The sequence below is a fragment of the Methylophilus methylotrophus DSM 46235 = ATCC 53528 genome (assembly GCF_000378225.1).
Classification (GTDB): Bacteria; Pseudomonadota; Gammaproteobacteria; order Burkholderiales; family Methylophilaceae; genus Methylophilus; species Methylophilus methylotrophus.
The window spans coordinates 74151-91642 of sequence record NZ_KB905146.1 but is presented as its reverse complement, the minus strand read 5'-3'; the positions used below and the strand labels follow the sequence as shown (position 1 = coordinate 91642).

General features: G+C 51.1%; 20 protein-coding genes and 1 other RNA gene. 11 read left to right on the top strand and 10 right to left on the bottom strand.

Annotation, left to right across the window (positions count from 1 at the left end):
- Window positions 1–34 precede the first annotated feature (34 nt).
- From F463_RS0112260 to trxA, 4 genes are all read right to left on the bottom strand, one after another.
- Window positions 35–1714: an ArnT family glycosyltransferase gene (locus tag F463_RS0112260; RefSeq protein WP_018987394.1), complete on the bottom strand. Its 1680-nt coding sequence runs from the start codon at window positions 1712–1714 to the stop codon at window positions 35–37.
- Window positions 1715–1852: 138 nt separating this feature from the next.
- Window positions 1853–2053, bottom strand: coding sequence for a 50S ribosomal protein L31 (rpmE, locus tag F463_RS0112255; RefSeq protein ID WP_018987393.1), 201 nt, complete (start codon window positions 2051–2053; stop codon window positions 1853–1855).
- Window positions 2054–2156: 103 nt separating this feature from the next.
- Window positions 2157–3416, bottom strand: a complete 1260-nt coding sequence (rho, locus tag F463_RS0112250) for a transcription termination factor Rho (RefSeq protein WP_018987392.1) — start codon at window positions 3414–3416, stop codon at window positions 2157–2159.
- 80 nt (window positions 3417–3496) lie between these two features.
- Complete coding sequence (gene trxA / locus F463_RS0112245) at window positions 3497–3823, bottom strand: thioredoxin TrxA (protein ID WP_018987391.1); 327 nt, start codon at window positions 3821–3823, stop codon at window positions 3497–3499.
- Between the two features lie 203 nt (window positions 3824–4026).
- On the opposite strand from trxA, the gene F463_RS0112240 reads away from it, so the two are divergent.
- On the top strand, window positions 4027–4533 hold the full coding sequence (locus F463_RS0112240) for a TlpA family protein disulfide reductase (protein WP_245545239.1): 507 nt from the start codon (window positions 4027–4029) through the stop codon (window positions 4531–4533).
- An 8-nt stretch (window positions 4534–4541) separates the two neighbouring features.
- Here the strand turns inward: F463_RS0112240 and F463_RS0112235 are convergent, their stop codons facing one another.
- The 3 genes from F463_RS0112235 to F463_RS0112225 all read right to left on the bottom strand — a co-directional run bounded on the left by F463_RS0112235 (window position 4542) and on the right by F463_RS0112225 (window position 5874).
- Window positions 4542–4829, bottom strand: coding sequence for a DUF3579 domain-containing protein (locus F463_RS0112235; protein ID WP_018987388.1), 288 nt, complete (start codon window positions 4827–4829; stop codon window positions 4542–4544).
- A 28-nt stretch (window positions 4830–4857) separates the two neighbouring features.
- The gene (locus tag F463_RS0112230; protein WP_018987387.1) at window positions 4858–5442 is read right to left on the bottom strand and encodes a BON domain-containing protein; all 585 of its coding nucleotides are present in this window, start codon (window positions 5440–5442) and stop codon (window positions 4858–4860) included.
- A gap of 75 nt (window positions 5443–5517) precedes the next feature.
- On the bottom strand, window positions 5518–5874 hold the full coding sequence (locus F463_RS0112225; protein WP_018987386.1) for a YraN family protein: 357 nt from the start codon (window positions 5872–5874) through the stop codon (window positions 5518–5520).
- A 66-nt stretch (window positions 5875–5940) separates the two neighbouring features.
- Between F463_RS0112225 and rsmI the strand changes: the two genes are divergently transcribed.
- Complete coding sequence (rsmI, locus tag F463_RS0112220; RefSeq protein WP_018987385.1) at window positions 5941–6810, top strand: 16S rRNA (cytidine(1402)-2'-O)-methyltransferase; 870 nt, start codon at window positions 5941–5943, stop codon at window positions 6808–6810.
- Window positions 6807–7841, top strand: coding sequence for a dihydroorotase (gene pyrC / locus F463_RS0112215; RefSeq protein ID WP_018987384.1), 1035 nt, complete (start codon window positions 6807–6809; stop codon window positions 7839–7841). Before rsmI ends, pyrC begins: the two co-directional genes overlap by 4 nt.
- Here pyrC and ung read toward each other — a convergent pair.
- Window positions 7838–8521: a uracil-DNA glycosylase gene (ung, locus tag F463_RS0112210; RefSeq protein WP_026295560.1), complete on the bottom strand. Its 684-nt coding sequence runs from the start codon at window positions 8519–8521 to the stop codon at window positions 7838–7840. The two genes, pyrC and ung, sit on opposite strands and share 4 nt — an antisense overlap.
- 144 nt (window positions 8522–8665) lie before the next feature.
- On the bottom strand, window positions 8666–8965 hold the full coding sequence (locus F463_RS0112200) for a hypothetical protein (RefSeq protein WP_018987381.1): 300 nt from the start codon (window positions 8963–8965) through the stop codon (window positions 8666–8668).
- A 214-nt stretch (window positions 8966–9179) separates the two neighbouring features.
- Here F463_RS0112200 and rnpB point away from each other — a divergent pair.
- Window positions 9180–9513: RNase P RNA component class A (gene rnpB / locus F463_RS14645), an RNA gene on the top strand.
- Between the two features lie 318 nt (window positions 9514–9831).
- Entirely contained in the window at window positions 9832–10248 is a 417-nt protein-coding gene (locus tag F463_RS14525) for a hypothetical protein (RefSeq protein WP_018987380.1), read from the top strand.
- A 226-nt stretch (window positions 10249–10474) separates the two neighbouring features.
- Here F463_RS14525 and F463_RS14400 read toward each other — a convergent pair whose 3' ends face one another.
- The gene (locus tag F463_RS14400; protein ID WP_245545237.1) at window positions 10475–10846 is read right to left on the bottom strand and encodes a glutaredoxin family protein; all 372 of its coding nucleotides are present in this window, start codon (window positions 10844–10846) and stop codon (window positions 10475–10477) included.
- Window positions 10847–11191: 345 nt separating this feature from the next.
- Between F463_RS14400 and mraZ the strand changes: the two genes are divergently transcribed.
- From mraZ to F463_RS0112160, 6 genes are read left to right on the top strand one after another with little or no spacing between them, the layout of a single operon-like run.
- Entirely contained in the window at window positions 11192–11638 is a 447-nt protein-coding gene (gene mraZ / locus F463_RS0112185) for a division/cell wall cluster transcriptional repressor MraZ (protein WP_018987378.1), read from the top strand.
- Complete coding sequence (gene rsmH, locus F463_RS0112180; protein ID WP_018987377.1) at window positions 11635–12624, top strand: 16S rRNA (cytosine(1402)-N(4))-methyltransferase RsmH; 990 nt, start codon at window positions 11635–11637, stop codon at window positions 12622–12624. The genes mraZ and rsmH overlap by 4 nt, the downstream gene beginning before the upstream one ends.
- 9 nt (window positions 12625–12633) lie before the next feature.
- Window positions 12634–12912, top strand: coding sequence for a cell division protein FtsL (gene ftsL / locus F463_RS0112175; RefSeq protein WP_018987376.1), 279 nt, complete (start codon window positions 12634–12636; stop codon window positions 12910–12912).
- Between the two features lie 26 nt (window positions 12913–12938).
- Complete coding sequence (locus F463_RS0112170; RefSeq protein WP_018987375.1) at window positions 12939–14666, top strand: peptidoglycan D,D-transpeptidase FtsI family protein; 1728 nt, start codon at window positions 12939–12941, stop codon at window positions 14664–14666.
- Window positions 14663–16123 carry a UDP-N-acetylmuramoyl-L-alanyl-D-glutamate--2,6-diaminopimelate ligase gene (locus tag F463_RS0112165; RefSeq protein WP_018987374.1) on the top strand — a complete coding sequence of 487 codons (1461 nt, stop codon included), beginning with the start codon at window positions 14663–14665 and terminating at the stop codon, window positions 16121–16123. The genes F463_RS0112170 and F463_RS0112165 overlap by 4 nt, the downstream gene beginning before the upstream one ends.
- Window positions 16120–17484 (top strand): UDP-N-acetylmuramoyl-tripeptide--D-alanyl-D-alanine ligase, encoded by a 1365-nt coding sequence (locus F463_RS0112160; RefSeq protein ID WP_018987373.1) that lies wholly within the window; start codon window positions 16120–16122, stop codon window positions 17482–17484. The genes F463_RS0112165 and F463_RS0112160 overlap by 4 nt, the downstream gene beginning before the upstream one ends.
- Window positions 17485–17492 lie beyond the last annotated feature (8 nt).

Sequence of the window (17492 nt, the reverse complement as noted above, 5' to 3'; positions counted from 1 at the left end):
TACAGCCTTAATCACTTCTAGCATTCATAATCTGTTAGCGGTGTTGAAGCAGCCTGAAAGATTCCTTGTTTTGACGGGTTTGCTCACCTTCCCAGATTACTTGCCAACCTTCACCGGGTAATGCGTGGCGTTTCCCGGGCTGATCTTCAATCAGGTACAAATTGCAGTGCGTGGGGTTGTTCGGTATATGGTAATTCAATCTTATGCCGGCATGATAGTGCAGCAGGTCCGCCTGTGAAGCGCCAATGTTTTGGGCGTGGATACAATTGTAATGCGCAGGCAAGTGTTTGCGCAGGTCTTCAAACAATGGCTGGTAGGTACGTGCGGCTTCTATCATCGGCAGCCATAAACTCATGAACACCGTCCATGCGCAAGTCATGCCGATGGCCCAATTGGTGGCACTGGACCGGTTGGAGTGCTTGGAACGCAAGACAATGGAGAGCCAGATCAGCGTCACTGCAACGGCAATCGCTCCATATAGGAGGCTGAAAGGGATAGTTTGCAGACCAGATAGGTAGCTTAAACGTTGGTAAAACCTGACCGGTGTGCCGTTGAGCATCGCCCACCAGCCAATCCAGGCGATGGCGATCAGGATGCCAAACAGGATGAGTCCGAACCAGTTCAATGCGCCAGCTGCGCCACGTTTAAGTGTTTCTATGCTGCCTGCTGCCAACACCGTCAAGGGAACCAGTAACGGTAAAGCACTGACTTCGCTGCGATCACTTAAAAAACCAATCAGGATAAAGGCAATCCCAAAAAAAATTAGCCCCAGCTGGAAGCGGTAAGTGCTCAGCACAGAATGCCTGAAGCGCCATATGCCCCACATGGCAAATGGCAGCGCTGGCCACGCATACCACGCCAGTGTTCTCAGAAAATAGCCATGATTGCTGGGCCACTGAACCTGCCATTGTGTTTCCCACCAGGCGTGCCACAGTCCAGGCGCCCATTGCTGGCAGAGCCAGCACCATAAGTAGATGCCTGGTAAGGCCAGAATGGTGCCAATGATCATAGCCCGGGATGCAGTTTTTTGCTGGCGAATGGAGGGCAGTAATAGAAGGCAGCTGACGGACAACACAATCATCAGTGTTGGCACAACGCCACCGGAGAGAAAGGCGACTAATAATCCGGTGCACAATAACCACATGGCCCGCATAGGCTTGCGCATGGCCAGCGCCAGCGCATAAAACGCCATGGTGATGCCACTCAATGCAGCGACAGCTGGCATCATGGTGTGTGCGCTGACTACCAATCCCAGGCAGCCGATAAAAATAAAATTGGTCTGGCGGCCTACCCCCAGATTCCATAACTCACGTCCACTGAGTCCGGTCATGATCAGTGTCAAAAGCATCCACAGGCCTACGCTGAGACGCGCTGCATCGTGGGTGGGAAGCAGCGGAGAGAGCAGATGAGCAAAGCCGGTTGCTGCCCAATAAAATAATGGGGGTGTTTCCAGAAACGGATGCCCGGCAGAAGTTGGGGCAATCCAATAGCCATTAGTCCAGCTATCAAGAGATAAAAAAGGGTGGTTGATCAGATTTTGAATGATGCTGGCTGACTGGGACTCGAAAGGTTTCCAGGGTGAATGGCCGACCAGGCCCACACAAAGCCAGATGGCACATAGCAAAATCAATAAATGTGTTTTTGCTCGCTCACCCACCTTCGCGCGGGGAGTGGCCATGTTTTCTTGCCAGTCGTGATCAATATAAAACTGCATGTTTGAATTCGAGTCGCAGAATAAAACGCATGATACGGTTGTTATATATTAGCGCAAAGCGTATGCGCCCAGAGCGAACAGCTGCAGATAAAACAAAAAAGGCAGCCATGCTGCCTTTCTGTACATACTGTGCCGAAATTACATGCCGTATTTTTGGCGGAATTTCTCAACGCGACCAGCAGTATCGACGATCTTTTGTTTGCCGGTGTAGAACGGGTGGCACTGTGAACATACTTCAATGTTCAGGTCTTTACCGTTTGTAGAGCGGGTTTTGAATTTGTTGCCACAGCTACATGTGACGTTGATTTCCGGGTAATTTGGGTGAATATCAGCTTTCATGCTTTCTCTCTAATCTTAAGCAGTTGCAGTAAACGCGCGATTATCTATGATTTTGATAGATTTATCAATAGTAAAGCGATAAATAATTGCAGCCGTCTGCGGTTTAGCCCCGACGCATGCTGTCAAAGAAATCGTTGTTGCTCTTGGTGCCTTTGATCTTGTCGAGCAAGAACTCCATCGCTTCGAGGTCGTCCATGGGGTAAAGCAATTTGCGCAGAACCCATATTTTTTGCAGTACATCTTTGTCCAGCAACAACTCTTCGCGGCGGGTGCCTGACTTGTTGACGTTGATGGCTGGGTAAATCCGTTTCTCGGCCATGCGTCTATCCAGGTGGATTTCCATGTTGCCGGTACCCTTGAATTCTTCGTAGATCACGTCATCCATCCGTGAGCCGGTATCCACCAGGGCCGTGGCAATAATGGTTAATGAACCACCTTCTTCCACGTTACGTGCCGCACCGAAGAAACGTTTTGGTTTCTGCAGTGCATTGGCATCCACACCGCCGGTCAGGACCTTGCCGGAAGATGGAATCACCGTGTTGTAAGCACGGGCCAGACGGGTAATGGAGTCAAGCAGGATCACCACATCTTTTTTGTGCTCCACCAGGCGCTTGGCCTTTTCCAGCACCATTTCAGCCACTTGCACGTGACGGGTTGCCGGTTCGTCAAACGTAGATGCCACCACTTCGCCACGTACGGAGCGTGTCATTTCTGTCACTTCTTCCGGACGTTCGTCAATCAGCAATACGATCAGGACACAGTCGGGATGGTTGGCGGTAATCGCATGTGCAATATTTTGCAACATAACCGTTTTACCGCTTTTGGGGCTGGCGACCAGTAAGGCACGCTGGCCTCGACCAATCGGCGCAATCATGTCAATGACCCGGCTGGTGATGTTTTCCTCCCCGCGGATGTCACGTTCCAGTGTCAGCGGCACGGTAGGGAACAGCGGCGTCAGGTTCTCAAACAGAATTTTATGCTTAGTGTTTTCAGGTGCTTCGCCGTTAACGCTATCGACTTTTACCAGTGCGAAATAACGCTCACCATCCTTAGGGGTGCGAATCTCGCCCTGGATACTGTCACCGGTATGCAGGTTAAAGCGGCGAATCTGCGAAGGTGACACGTAAATGTCGTCTGGACCCGCCAGGTAAGAAGTGTCCGGGGATCGCAGGAAGCCAAATCCGTCCGGTAACACCTCCAGTGTGCCATCACCAAAAATGCTGTCACCTTTTTTTGCCTTGTTTTTGAGGATCGCAAAAATAAGATCCTGCTTGCGCATGCGGCTGGCATTTTCAATGTCATTGGCAATTGCCATTTCGACCAGTTCGGTCACGGGAAGATGTTTGAGGTCGGATAAGTGCATGAGTAACTCGCTAGACTGAGAAACGCCGGAGAGATTGAAAAGAAAACCCGGTTTCGCAGACTGGAAACCGGGCAAGAGAATTAAATGTTGCTATCAATAAACGCGCTGAGTTGAGACTTGGACAATGCGCCAACTTTGGTGGCTTCAACATTACCGTTTTTAAACAACATCAGGGTTGGAATGCCACGAATACCATATTTTGGCGGGGTGTTCTGGTTGTCATCAATATTCAATTTGGCGACCTTCAGGCGGCCAGCGTATTCTTTGCTGATGTCGTCCAGAATAGGCGCAATCATTTTACAAGGTCCGCACCATTCAGCCCAGTAATCAACCAGTACCGGAATCGTGGATTGCAATACTTCTTGTTCAAAGCTGGCGTCGCTTAAATGGGTAATGTTGTCGCTCATTATTGCCTCTTAAGAGAGGTAAAGGATTTAAATCAAATGTAGACTGGATTTAAACAGAAAAATTCTGAATGTGTGGCTAATTTTTGTTTGGATGAGTAATTTGCTGAAAGGTGAAATTACCAAACGGGATAAGGCTAGTATAGCAACAGTTTTCCAGCATAATCAAGTTTTTTCCGTCTACGTTATTCAATATGGGGAATATTTTGGATAAAAACAAGAGGAGCTGCCAGCTCTTATGCCTATTTGGCACGTTGGCGCTAGTTGCCTGCTTGTTACGGCCCAATCCGTGCTTAGCGGCGGGCCTGAGCTGGGTCATGCAGGATATGGCTGGTCATACCCACCAGCTATCCCAGTACAAGGGGCGATGGGTGATCTTGAATTATTGGGCACCGTGGTGTCCGCCCTGCCTGCAAGAGATGCCTGACCTGGTAACATTTCATGATGCGCATGCCAGGCATGATGCCATCGTTCTTGGCGTGGCAGTGCAATATAAAACGGAGCGGTCGGTGCGTGATTATGTCGACGATATGCTCATTTCTTATCCCATCATCCTGGGGGATGCTCAAAAAAGCGCACTATTGCACCCTGAGGTGTTGCCGACGACCTATATTTATGCCCCAGATGGCTCGCTTTATAAAGTAAAACGCGGCGCCTTGAGTAGAGAGTGGTTGGAAACCTTGCTCAAGGAGGCCGCGTCAGCGTCCAAATGATGCTGAAACTAAATGGTGACGGCTTCACCAGCCGGATTAATCACGCTGAGCTGGTTTTCTTTGGCAAATTGCATTAATTGCTCAAAACCAGCCGGATTAACATCCTTTAATTTCATGTCCACGGACAGGCTGCGTACGTTATTCACCAGTTTGGGCTTGAGGTAAGGCGAGTAGCGCAATTTCTTGTCATCGCCAAATGAAGCGTAAGTGCTGCACATACGGTCCACCCAGTCGCTAGGGCGGAAAGGCTTGCCAGCCAGTGTAATGCCCTGGATGATGATTTCCTGATTTTCCATTCAAATTCCTTGAGAATGTAGTTGATAGTTAATTGGTGTATTCAAATACCTTGACGACTTTGCTCACGCCTTCTGTCGTTCTGGCGATTTCCACCGCGTCATTGGCCTCTTTTCCAGACACGATGCCCATGAGGTATACCACGCTGGCTTCGGTCACCACTTTTACCACATTGGCCGGGAACAGGTTTTCACTGACAAAGCGAGCTTTTACCTTGGTGGTCAGGTAGGTATCATTACTGCGATCGCCGATGGAAGAAGCCGGGCCTATGGTTAGGCCGTTATGGATGTTGCGGACACTGGAGATTTCCTTTGTCAGTGTTTCCGCCTGCGTACGCTGACCCTCGTTAGGCACCTCGCCTGTCAATAAAACAATGCGGTTATAGCTGGTTACATTGATATGCGAGGCCTTATCCATATATTGCGACAGGCGTTTCAATGTTTTTAATTCAATGTTTTCATCTTCTACATAAATGCCTGAAGTGCGGCGGTCTGCTGCCATTGCACCTCCAGCTGCCGCGCCACCAACGACGGCTGGAAAGCAACCGCTCAATTGGGTGCTGATCAGTAACAAGGCGATAGCGGAGATTTTACCAGTGAATTTTTTTTGGGTCATGAAACTTCCTAGATCTGTGAGAAAAAGTAAAGATGTTGGGTGTGACAGCAGGTAATAAATAAAATTCTACGCTTTTTATGTGTCTATTGCATTACGAATCCAGTTTGGAGACTGGTATTCGCTGTTATCAAACAGGATGGCATCAAAGCGGCATGGCATATTCAGGTCGTGGCTTTGTAAATAAAATTGCGCAACCCGGATCAGTTTTTGTTGTTTGCGCTGGTCTATGCTGTCGGCCGCGCTGGTAAATCCGCGATGAGTACGTAAGCGGACTTCTACAAAGACCAGCGTTTTGCTTTCTCGCATAATCAGGTCTATCTCCCCATAACGACAACTATAGTTTTGCGCAAGTAAAGACAAGCCTTGCTGCTGCAGAAATAATGCCGCCGCCTTTTCTGCCGCCAACCCCTGGTTATTCTGGTTAAGTTTCATGGTCTTGAGTTTGCCGGAGTTATTTTATTACTTAGCGAAACCAGCACGATGCCTTAAAATAATGAAATGAATGAAGCAGGCATATTATATGTAGTGGCAACGCCCATCGGCAATCTGGGCGACGTGACCCAGCGCGCCCTCGCTACCTTGCAGCAAGTGGATGCGATTGCCGCCGAAGATACGCGCCACAGCGTGGGCCTGTTGCGGCATTTCGGTATCAGCAAACCTTTGCTGGCGGTACATGAGCACAATGAGCAGCAATCGGCACAGGGTTTGATCAAGCGCTTGCTGGCTGGTGAGTCCATCGCGCTGGTGACGGATGCGGGAACGCCCGCAGTAAGCGACCCAGGGGCAGTGGTGGTGCAGGCGGTGCGGCAGGCGGGAATCAAGGTAGTGCCAGTGCCGGGTGCAAGTGCAGTGATTACTGCGTTGTCTGCAGCAGGGATCACACAGCCTGGTTTTTATTTTGAGGGGTTTTTGCCAGCCAGTGGTTCGCAGCGGCGCAAGCGGTTGCAAACGCTGAAGCCGATGCCGGCAACCCTGGTTTTTTATGAGGCACCTCACCGAATTGTGGAGTGTGTGCAAGACTTGCATGATGTGCTGGGTGGCGCACGGCAGCTGACACTGGCACGTGAGCTGACCAAAACCTTTGAAACCATACACACCTGCCTGTTGACTGACGCGCTAGATTGGTTGAAGTCCGACCCCAACCAGCAGCGTGGGGAGTTTGTGCTGTTGGTACATCCTGATACCCAGGAAAAGGCTCAAGGCTTGGATGATGAGACGGTCAGGATTTTGCGTCGACTGTTGCAAGAGCTTCCACTTAAACAGGCTGTAGCGTTGGCAACCGATATCACCGGTCACAAAAAAAACGAATTATATGAAGCAGCCCTTGCGCACAAGGCTGAAAACTCACAAAAAGGTAGCGATGAATGACCACTGAATTAACCCTGATCCGCCCCGATGACTGGCACTTGCACCTGCGCGATGGTGACGGCCTGAAGGCTGTATTGCCGGATACGGCCAGACAGTTTGCGCGTGCCATTGTGATGCCCAATTTACGTCCGCCCGTGACTACTGCCGAAGCTGCGCTTGCCTATTACCAGCGCATCCAGCAGGCGTTGCCAGTAGGGCTGGTTTTTGAGCCACTCATGACTTTATATTTGACTGACAACACGCCAGCACAGGAGATTACGGCAGCCCGCGCCAGCGGTATCGTACATGCGGTCAAACTGTATCCTGCCGGTGCGACCACCAATAGCGATTCTGGTGTGACCAGTTTGCATAAATGCGCTAGTGCGCTGGCAGAGATGGAAAAGCAAGGCATGCCGCTACTGATTCATGGTGAAGTGACTGATGGTGATGTGGATGTGTTTGACCGCGAAAAGGTATTTATCGAGCGTCATTTGCAGCCGCTGTTAAAAGACTTTCCTGGGCTCAAGGTGGTGTTTGAACACATTACCACACAGGATGCGGCCGAATTTGTGGCCGCCGGGCCGGCAAATTTGGCGGCAACCATCACTGCCCATCATTTGCTCATGAACCGCAATGCGATGTTTACAGGTGGTATCCGGCCGCACCACTATTGTTTGCCAGTACTCAAGCGCGAAATCCATAGGCAGGCGCTGTTGAAAGCCGCAACTTCAGATTCCGGTAAATTCTTTTTAGGCACGGACAGTGCGCCTCATCCTAAGTCTGCCAAGGAAGCCAGCTGTGGTTGTGCGGGCATGTATACGGCGCATGCGGCGATCGAATTGTATGCCGAGGCATTTGAAGAAGCTGGCGCACTGGATAAGCTCGAAGGCTTTGCCAGTTTCTATGGTCCAGACTTTTACAACTTGCCACGCAATACTGACAAAATCACCTTACGTAAGGAAAACTGGCTAGTGGCTGAAAGTATTCCGTTTGCAGGCGATGTACTGGTGCCATTGCGCGCAGGGCAAACAGTGGCGTGGAAGCTGGTTTAAAGTTGCCAGTTGATAGGTGTTTGCCCATGCGAAACCAAATATTCATTGATTTTTGAAAACTGTCGCGTACCAAAGAAACCTCGGTGCGCGGAGAGTGGTGAAGGGTGCACCGACTTTAAAATCAGATGTTTGCTGGGGTCTATCATGGCCCCTTTTTTTTGTGCATAGCTGCCCCATAGCACAAATACCAAGCCCTCGCGTTGCGCATTGAGGGCGGCAATCGCCGCATCAGTAAAGGTCTCCCAGCCGCGATTCTGGTGTGAACCAGCGTTAGCCATCTGCACCGTTAACGTGGCATTGAGTAGCAATACGCCCTGATCTGCCCAAGATGTTAAATCGCCGTTACCACTCATGCGTATGCCTAAATCTGATTGAATCTCTTTAAAAATATTGACCAGAGAGGGTGGTAATGCAACCCCAGCCTGGACAGAGAAACTCAGGCCATGTGCCTGACCAGGGCCGTGGTAAGGGTCCTGGCCTATAATCACCACGCGTACTTGATTGAAAGGCGTGTGATTAAAGGCATTGAAAATCAACGGACCTGGTGGAAAGATGGTTTTGCCCGCGGCCTTCTCCTGCTGCAAAAATGCCTTGAGCGACTGCATATAAGGCTTATCAAATTCTGCGCCGAGTACGGCTTGCCAGGAAGGGTCAAGTTGGCCGGGTTTTTCTTGTGTCATCATGTGGTTTTTATATGAGTAGGTTGAGCCAATTGCTGATGTGATCTGGCGATGGCCGCTTTGCGCAAGAAAGCGGCCATCTGTTCGACCCAGGCCAGGCGTTGTGCTGGTGTCAATGCCTTAAATGCAGCCAGGCGCTCATCGCTAACATAGGATGTTCTGTCTTCCCGCTTGAATGTGTCTTTCACGACGATACCCTTTTAAACGTTTCAAATGCTCAATGTCGCTTAAATCGATCGCTCTGCCCCCGGCTTCTTTGAGCGATATCAGGTCATCAATAGACGCCACGGGAATATCCGTCTCATCGATCATGAAGTGAACTGCGCGTTGCTGCATTTCAAAAAAGTCGACGGCAGGAAACAGTAAAATATCAATCGTGACGCCTGCGATGACGGGCGTGGTTAACGCAAGCGCGAGTTGTTTAAATATATCCATGTAAAACATAGAGATAGGCACTTCTATAAATTCAGATTCCGTCGCAATACGGCCTTGCTCATAAAAAAACTTCTTCTGCCATATCAGCTATATGCGGTGTCTAAATTTTTTAATCACGCCAAGGCTAGCTTAGCAATTTGAATTCATAGAAGCGCCCGGTCGAGTTTAATTCGTTAGGGAATGCTCGGGCAAGTCTTTTTTGCTTCGTGTTAAAATGCCGCTTGAAGCCAACCAGACAGTCGCCGCCTGTGCAAGCAGGGGGAGGAAAGTCCGGGCTGCACAGAGCGGGATGACGGCTAACGGCCGTACGCTGAAAGCTGGTAACAGTATAAGGCGAGGAATAGGGCCACAGAGACGAGCGTATTAAGTTACGGTGAAACGCGGTAACCTCCATCTGCAGCAATATCAAATAGGCTGGCATTTGTCGCAAGACATAAGGCGTGGCTCGCGCTGCCAGCGGGTAGATAGCTTGAGCGTGTGAGTAATTGCACGCCTAGAGGAATGACTGTCAGCTACGCAAGTAGTTACAGAACCCGGCTTACCGGTTGGCTTTGTTTTCTCTCATCTTACAATCTTTTTATAAGACTCTTCTTAATCTCAATCAGACCATGCAATGTTGCCTGTTTTTGCCATTGGTTGACTTCCGATAAGCCTGCCGCTTTGAAAATCTGGGTCGTTCAGATTGGAGGGGCGATGATTGGTTAAACTGGGGGATGGGGTGACTTTCTTGTATAGTTTGCTTATTGATTAATAAAAAAGCGGTGAGTTTTATCATGGGGATGTTTTATTGTTGAGTGGTATACCTTGCTCAATACTTTCCCTAAGATCGCAGGTCGTTATTTACAGGCCCCGCACTTGCGCTCCCGGCAAAGCCAATGTTGTATTTGAGTTTTGTGTTGTTTGCCGCCGTACCGTTCTGGCCTTATCCTTTGTTCTGGGCCATGTGGATCGCGCCACTGATAGGCATCGCTGATATATTGATGATGCGGGGTATCTGGACACCGTTTACTGATCTCGCTAATGGCAATTGGAGTCCTGTCCTGCTGATGGCGCTCAGCTCATTGTTCAACGGATTTTTCTGGGAGGTTTGGAACTATGATGGTGCACATCCAGCATTGCCTGTGACCAACCCGAATTACTGGATATACGATATCCCTTATGTGAATGTGACTCATATATATGCTGAAATGCCACTTTTGCCCTTTGGCGTGCTGGTGTGGGTGGTGTTTATCTGGGCGGGTAAGGTGTTCGGTTTTAATACCGATCTTCTTAAAAGTGGTACAGGGCAGTAATGCTGCTGTGCCTATTTTAGCTTGCTGAATGCATACGAAGGAAAACGCCGTGATCCGCTTCGGCGTTTTCCAAATAAATGAGCTGTTTAAGTGGTCTCTTCGGATATCAATACCTGATGCCATTGTGAGATTCAGTTGGCTGCCAGCAAGGGTGCGTAAGTAATGCCTGTCATGGATGAATGGCTATGGCTACCCGATTGTCTCCATCATCCTCTTGCCGGTTCGCTTATTTCTCTTTGACTGTTTTGTTGTGTTGTCTGGCTTGCCACTGATTCAGCACTGCAACCATTCTTTTCTCGTGATATCCACGCACCACTTCACCATCAACCAATAGCACCGGAACACCCTTTCCCGCGAGCTGCTTGTATTGATGGCGGCCCTCCTCTGACGATTCTATATTGTATTCCTTGTAAGGAATGTGCCGCTGTTCAAGGAGGGTTCTGGTTTTTTCGCAATAAGGGCACCAGTCGGTGGCATACAGCACCACTTTGCCCTGGCTGAAGTCTGGTGGCGGTAATACGTAATAAAGCAAGGTTCGCCACTCCATGGTAATCAGAATGATGGTGCCAGCCAGTAAAAATTTCAATCTGCGGGACATATGGATTTGTGTATGGCTACTTATGAAAATGGTAAAAGATTTGACCGAATAGCACTTGTTTGATGCCGGAAAAATCATCAAAAAGTAACGTTTTTTAATTATTCAATATTTTCAATGGGATAGCTATTTTTATTAAACAACTTTGTGTATTGGTTGCGCCAATGTGTTGATTTAAATTGCTTTGTTAAAACAGCATAAGTCATTGTCTTTAAAAGGGATTTTTTCACCAAAGTGCTTGCCAAGCACTTTTTTTTTAACTATAGTGTGCAAAAGGGTGGTTTTGTGTTGATTTGTGGGAAATTTATACCATTTTTCTCAAAAACAGGTGGGTAGGAACAATAAATCATGTTTCGCGGGGCGGTACAGTTAAGTTTGGATGCGAAAGGGCGGCTCAGTGTACCGGCCAAGCATAGGGACGCCCTGACCGCAGGTGGCCAAGGAGAGGTGGTGCTAACTGCACACCCGCATCGTTGCCTGATTCTGTATCCACAAGCGGCTTGGGAGCCGATTGAAACCAAGCTGACCAGTTTGTCCAGTTTTAATCCTCAAACCAGTGGTATTCAACGCATGATCGTGGGTCAGGCAGATGTGATGCATCTGGACTCTGCCGGTCGTTTGCTGGTGAATGCCGTACTGCGCAAGTTTGCCAAGCTCGACAAGGATGTGATGATGGTCGGGCAAGGTAGTCATTTTGAGTTATGGGATGTTGCTGCATGGGATCAGCAATTAGAAAGCCTGATGGCGGCTGATCAATTACAGATCCCGCAAGAGCTAGAAGGATTCTCGCTATGACGCGGGGCGCGAAGCCAGCGCCCGCGTCCTTGACGGAAACGTCAGTGTCACCAGTCGCCGCCAGTCATATCACCGTGTTGTTGCATGAGGCCGTGGAAGCCTTGAATGTGAAAGCGGATGGTGTGTATGTCGATGGTACCTTTGGCCGGGGTGGACACAGCCGCCTCATACTTTCCAGGTTGGGTAGTCAGGGCCGTTTGATCGCGCTGGATCGCGACCTGGCGGCGGTGGCGCATGGGCAAGCGATTGCAGATGCGCGTTTTAGCATGGTGCACGCGCATTTTTCGTCCATGACCACGGTCTTGGCTGAGCAGGGTGTGCAGGCGGTGGATGGCATTTTGCTAGATTTGGGCATTTCGTCGCCGCAGATTGATGAAGGTGAGCGTGGGTTCAGTTTCCGTTTTGACGGGCCGCTGGATATGCGTATGGATCAAAGCCGGGGTAAGACTGCGGCGGAGTGGTTGGTTGAAATGCCAGAAAAAAAATTGGTGGAGGTAATTAAGGATTATGGTGAAGAACGGTTTGCTAAGCAGGTTGCAAGGGCGATTGTTAAGGAGCGCGAAGATGGGCGTGCCGTCACCACGACGGGACAACTTGCCAAGGTCGTGGCAAGCGCCATCCCAAAGGTTGAGCCGGGCCAGAACCCTGCAACGCGCACATTTCAGGCTCTACGGATTTTCGTCAATCAAGAGCTTGAGGAACTCTCGCTAGTGCTGCCGGATTGTTTGCGTTTACTGCGTCCGCAAGGCCGCTTGGCGGTGATCAGTTTCCATTCGCTGGAAGACCGTATCGTCAAACGCTTTATCCAGTCTGAGGCGGATAGGGACAACCTGCCAGCCGGGTTGCCCGTGCGCGCCAAGGATTTGCCACAGCCGCGTTTGATTGCTGTAGGCAAAGCCATCAAGCCCGGCAAGGCAGAAGTGACGGCCAATGTGCGTTCGCGTAGCGCGGTGCTGCGTGTAGCTGAGCGCACCAGTGTGCAATAGGGGGCATGCATGTTGCGCCTGAATTTGATCTTGTTTGCATTGACCATCGCCATGGCACTGGGGGTGGTCACAGCGCAATACAAGGCGCGCAAATTGTATTTTGAGCTGGACAGACAGGAAATGTTGACCAAGCAGTACATGACCGAATACGACCAACTGCAGATTGAGCAAAGTACCTGGGCCATGCATTCGCGGCTGGAAGAGTTCGCCACCACGCGTTTGCATATGCATAGCCCAAGCATGCAGCAAACGCAGGTGATTATGGTGGATGTTCCGTCTGCACCGTAGGTGGAAGTTGTTGCACTGAAATGGTCATGCTGCTTAAAGAGAGTCAACACAAGCTGGTCAAGCTGCCAGCCTGGCGTCGCAGGACGCTGCTGGTGTTGCTGTTGTTGAGTTTTGGCCTGTTGCTGGGGCGCGGGTTCTACCTGCAAACCCTGCATAAGGATTACCTGATTAAAAAGGGTGAAGCGTTTTCGCGGCGCAAAGTAGTGCTGATGCCGCATAGAGGCAAGATTTATGACCGACACTTCAAGCCATTGGCCATCAGCCTGCCGGTGGAGTCGTTATGGGTGAACCCGACCGACGTGCAAATATCGCCGGTTCAACTGAAACAGATGGCTAAATTGCTGGACATGCCAGCAAAGGAGCTGCAGCAAAAAGTGCAGCAAAAGAAAAAAGAATTTGTGTATATCAAACGGAGAGTGGCGCCCGATGTGGCAAAACAGGTGATGGCAATGAAAGTGCCCGGCGTATTCAGTCAGAAAGAATACAAACGCTTCTACCCTGCGGCAGAAGTGGCGGCGCATATCGTCGGTTTCACGGGTGTCGATGACACAGGCGTGGAAGGCATGGAGCTGTACCGCAACAATGTGCTGTCTGGCACGCCAGGCAAACGCGACTTTGTGCGTGACCGCAAGGGGCATGTCGTGGAAGACCTGGTTGCGGTGAAACTACCGCATGATGGCCAGGACCTGGTATTGAGCATAGACCGGACCGTGCAATATGTGGTCCACCGTGAATTGTCCCGCGCAGTTGAAAAGCACAAGGCCAAGGCAGGTGCTGCCGTGGTGCTTGATGCCAAAACGGGCGAAGTCTTGGCCTTGGTCAATATACCTACTTACAACCCGAACAATCCAGTCAATGTTGCTAGCAAATTGCGCAACTCTGCCATCGTCAATATTTTTGAGCCAGGCTCGACCATGAAGCCGGTGACCGCAGCAGCGGCCATGGAGTTCGGCCCTTACCAGCCGGATACCAAGATCCAGACGGCACCAGGTTACCTGCGCATAGGCTCGGCGACCATACACGACGCACACCCGAATCAGGTGTTAAGCGTGTCGCAAGTGATTCAAAAGTCATCCAACGTCGGTTCGGCCAAAATGGCGCTCGACCTGAATCGCGAGCAGTTGTGGAATACCTATGTACAACTGGGTTTTGGCACACCCACCAAAATTGGCTTCCCGGGAGAGGCTTCTGGCAAGGTGCGCGATTACAAAACCTGGCGCCCGATTGAGCAGGCCACCATGTCTTACGGCCACGGTATCAGCGTGACCTTGCTGCAATTGGCGCGCGCCTACACCGTGTTTGCCAATGAGGGTGAGCTATTGCCCGTCACGCTGACCAAGCTGCCTGAGCCGCCAGTGGGGCGCCAGGTGTTCTCAGCCAAGGTTGCCAACGCAGTCAAGGATATGCTGGAACTCGTGGTGCAACCGGGTGGTACCGCACTGAAAGCGCAAGTCACAGGTTATCGCGTGGCAGGTAAGACAGGAACAGCGCACAAGTTGGGTGCGAGTGGATATGAGCATGATAAATACGTGGGTTCCTTTGTCGGTATGGTGCCGGCTTCCAATCCACGCCTGATCATGGCGGTGATGATAGATGAGCCTAGCAATGGCGAATATTACGGCGGCAGCGTGGCTGCGCCGGTGTTTAGTGCGGTCATGAACGATGTGTTGCGTATGCTGGTGATTCCGCAGGATGGCAATGCATTGCCAATCGCAACCCCTGCCGATGCGGCCGAAGTGAAGGAGGCGATGTGAGTAAATACATTATTCCAGCGCCCGTGCACGGCATTACGGCAGATAGCCGCCAGGTGGAAAAGCATGGCTTGTTCCTGGCCTACCCGGGCCAGCACAGCGATGGCCGTGACTATATTGAAGACGCCATCGCCAAAGGGGTGAATACCGTGATCTGGGACAGCCAGGGGTTTGACTGGAACCCGGAATGGACGGTGCACAATATCGCCATCCCTGACCTCAAGTCGCAAGTTGGGCATATTGCCAGCCAGTTTTATAAGGATCCTTCCGAACAGCTGTGGTGCGTGGGCGTCACGGGCACTAACGGTAAAACAACAGTCACCCACTGGTTGGCGCAAGCCTACCGCTTCCTTCAGCAGAAATCGGCCGTGATTGGCACGTTGGGTAACGGAGCACTGGATGACTTGCAGCCAACCCAGAACACCACGCCAGGGCCGGTGGAATTACAAAAGTTGCTGGCCACCTTCGTACTGGATGAAGTACGCATGGTGGCGATGGAGGTGTCTTCACATGGCTTGGATCAGGGGCGAGTCAATGGCGTTGCTTTTGATGTGGCAGTGTTCACTAACCTGACGCGTGACCACCTTGATTACCACCAGACAATGGAGGCATACCAAGCAGCCAAACGCAAACTGTTTGACTGGCAAACCCTCTCTGCTTCTGTCGTTAATGCGGACGATACCTTTGGCCTGAGCTTGATAGATGCGCTGCGCAAGCAGGGCAAAAAAGTGTTGAGTTACGGCTTGCACCAGGAAGCTGATGTCTGTGCTACTGCCGTTACCATGCATGCCACGGGTTTTGAAATCCAGGTGCGCACGGCGCAAGGCCGTGGCGATATCCAGTTGCATGCCCTGGGGCAGTTCAATGTGTATAACGCGCTGGCAGTGCTGACCAGCCTGCTTGCGCATGATGTGGCTTTGCCAGCGGCGTTGCAGGCAGTCTCTGGCCTGGTCCCAGTCGCTGGTCGTATGCAGATGTTTGGTGGGGGGGATTTACCGCTGGTAGTGGTCGATTATGCACACACGCCAGACGCATTGGAAAAGGCTTTACACACTTTGCGTATCCAGGCACGTGGCAGATTGCTCTGCGTATTCGGTTGTGGCGGTGACCGCGATGCGGGCAAACGCAGTGAAATGGGCCGTATTGCCGACGAACTGGCTGATACCGTGATTGTAACCAACGACAATCCGCGCTCTGAGAATCCCTACGCGATTATTGCCGCCATTGCAGAGGGCATGACGCGGGATATGGAAATAGAAACAGACAGGGCCAAAGCGATTGCACTTGCCATCAGCCAGGCAGCAAAAGGAGATGTGGTGTTGGTTGCTGGTAAAGGCCACGAGGACTATCAGGAAATCCAGGGGATTCGCTATCCGTTCAGTGATGCCGAGTGGGTGCAAAACGCATTGAAAAAAAGTGCATTGAATCAGAATACATTCAGTCAGAAGGTGTCAGCATGATCTCGCTACAGACAATCGCTGAGGTATTGCAAGGCATCCTGCAGGGAGGTGACGTCGTTGTGACTTCGGTCGACACCGATAGCCGCCGCGTGCAACCGGGACAGCTATTTGTTGCCTTGCCTGGCGAAAAGTTTGATGGTCACGATTTCCTGCCGCAGGTCGCTGTGCAGGGTGCGGTGGCTGCGCTGGTGAGCAAGCCTGTTGAAACTGATTTACCGACCGTGCTGGTGAAAGATACGCGTCTGGCATTGGGCCAATTATCCAGCTGGTGGCGTCAGCAACGCGCATTGCCGCTGATTGCTGTGACTGGGAGTAATGGTAAAACCACCACCAAGGAAATGATCAGCGCCATTATGCAGGTGCATGTCGGTGGTGCGGACAATGTACTAGCCACTGCCGGTAATTTTAATAACGACATCGGCATGCCACTGACCTTGTTGCGTTTACGCCCGGCGCACCGTTGTGCCGTGATCGAAATGGGCATGAACCACCTGGGCGAGATTGATTACCTGACGCGTCTGGCGCGGCCAGATGTCGCGGTGATTAACAATGCCGGAACGGCGCATATTGGTGAGCTTGGCTCACGTGAAAATATCGCCAAGGCCAAAGGTGAGATTTTTGCCGGCTTGGGTCATGACGGTGTTGCGGTAATCAATGCTGATAGCGAGTTTGCTGACTACTGGCGTGGATTGAATGCCGGGCGCAAGGTGCTGACATTTGGCTTGCACCCTGCTGCTGATGTGCGAGGTGAAGTATTGGATGTGGCGTCAACTTTCAAACTGCATTACCAGGGTGAAGAGGCGAAATTGACGCTGGCTGTGCCTGGCACACATAACATCATGAATGCGTTGGCAGCCGCAGCAGCCAGCCTGGCTGCTGGCGCTAGCCTGGCTGAAGTGACGCAGGGCTTGCAGGGATTTGGCGGCGTGAAGGGGCGATTGCAGCAGAAAACAGCCGCTACTGGAGCAACACTGATAGACGACACTTACAACGCGAATCCGGACTCCATGAAAGCGGCGTTGGATGTATTGAAAAACGCAGGCGCAAACACGGTGTTTGTTATGGGTGATATGGGTGAGTTGGGCACAGATGCCGAGGCCATGCATGCGCAAATTGGCCGTTATGCCAAAGACAGTGGCATAGGCAGGATGTATGCCTTGGGTAATTTGACGCAGGCAGCGGTGCAAGCCTTTGGCGGATCAGCGCGACACTTTGCCTCCGTAGAGGATCTGGTGGCTGCCTTGCAGGCAGAAATAACAACAAATGACGTGGTGTTGGTGAAGGGCTCACGCTTTATGCAAATGGAGCGTGTGGTCAATGCCTTGGTTGGGTCACAAACCACTGAATCAGTGGGGAAATAGGGAGGCTT

What these genes read in the sequence shown, in the direction of transcription:
- rsmI (WP_018987385.1), top strand. Translation starts at nt 5,941, where the DNA reads ATGAATGAAGCAGGCATATTATATGTAGTGGCAACGCCCATCGGCAAT.
- F463_RS0112230 (WP_018987387.1), bottom strand. Translation starts at nt 5,442, where the DNA reads ATGACCCAAAAAAAATTCACTGGTAAAATCTCCGCTATCGCCTTGTTA.
- F463_RS0112225 (WP_018987386.1), bottom strand. Translation starts at nt 5,874, where the DNA reads ATGAAACTTAACCAGAATAACCAGGGGTTGGCGGCAGAAAAGGCGGCG.
- F463_RS0112160 (WP_018987373.1), top strand. Translation starts at nt 16,120, where the DNA reads ATGATCTCGCTACAGACAATCGCTGAGGTATTGCAAGGCATCCTGCAG.
- F463_RS0112200 (WP_018987381.1), bottom strand. Translation starts at nt 8,965, where the DNA reads ATGTTTTACATGGATATATTTAAACAACTCGCGCTTGCGTTAACCACG.
- F463_RS0112235 (WP_018987388.1), bottom strand. Translation starts at nt 4,829, where the DNA reads ATGGAAAATCAGGAAATCATCATCCAGGGCATTACACTGGCTGGCAAG.
- F463_RS0112260 (WP_018987394.1), bottom strand. Translation starts at nt 1,714, where the DNA reads ATGCAGTTTTATATTGATCACGACTGGCAAGAAAACATGGCCACTCCC.
- F463_RS14525 (WP_018987380.1), top strand. Translation starts at nt 9,832, where the DNA reads ATGTTGTATTTGAGTTTTGTGTTGTTTGCCGCCGTACCGTTCTGGCCT.
- rsmH (WP_018987377.1), top strand. Translation starts at nt 11,635, where the DNA reads ATGACGCGGGGCGCGAAGCCAGCGCCCGCGTCCTTGACGGAAACGTCA.
- trxA (WP_018987391.1), bottom strand. Translation starts at nt 3,823, where the DNA reads ATGAGCGACAACATTACCCATTTAAGCGACGCCAGCTTTGAACAAGAA.
- rpmE (WP_018987393.1), bottom strand. Translation starts at nt 2,053, where the DNA reads ATGAAAGCTGATATTCACCCAAATTACCCGGAAATCAACGTCACATGT.
- F463_RS14400 (WP_245545237.1), bottom strand. Translation starts at nt 10,846, where the DNA reads ATGTCCCGCAGATTGAAATTTTTACTGGCTGGCACCATCATTCTGATT.
- ung (WP_026295560.1), bottom strand. Translation starts at nt 8,521, where the DNA reads ATGACACAAGAAAAACCCGGCCAACTTGACCCTTCCTGGCAAGCCGTA.
- mraZ (WP_018987378.1), top strand. Translation starts at nt 11,192, where the DNA reads ATGTTTCGCGGGGCGGTACAGTTAAGTTTGGATGCGAAAGGGCGGCTC.
- ftsL (WP_018987376.1), top strand. Translation starts at nt 12,634, where the DNA reads ATGTTGCGCCTGAATTTGATCTTGTTTGCATTGACCATCGCCATGGCA.
- pyrC (WP_018987384.1), top strand. Translation starts at nt 6,807, where the DNA reads ATGACCACTGAATTAACCCTGATCCGCCCCGATGACTGGCACTTGCAC.
- F463_RS0112170 (WP_018987375.1), top strand. Translation starts at nt 12,939, where the DNA reads ATGCTGCTTAAAGAGAGTCAACACAAGCTGGTCAAGCTGCCAGCCTGG.
- rho (WP_018987392.1), bottom strand. Translation starts at nt 3,416, where the DNA reads ATGCACTTATCCGACCTCAAACATCTTCCCGTGACCGAACTGGTCGAA.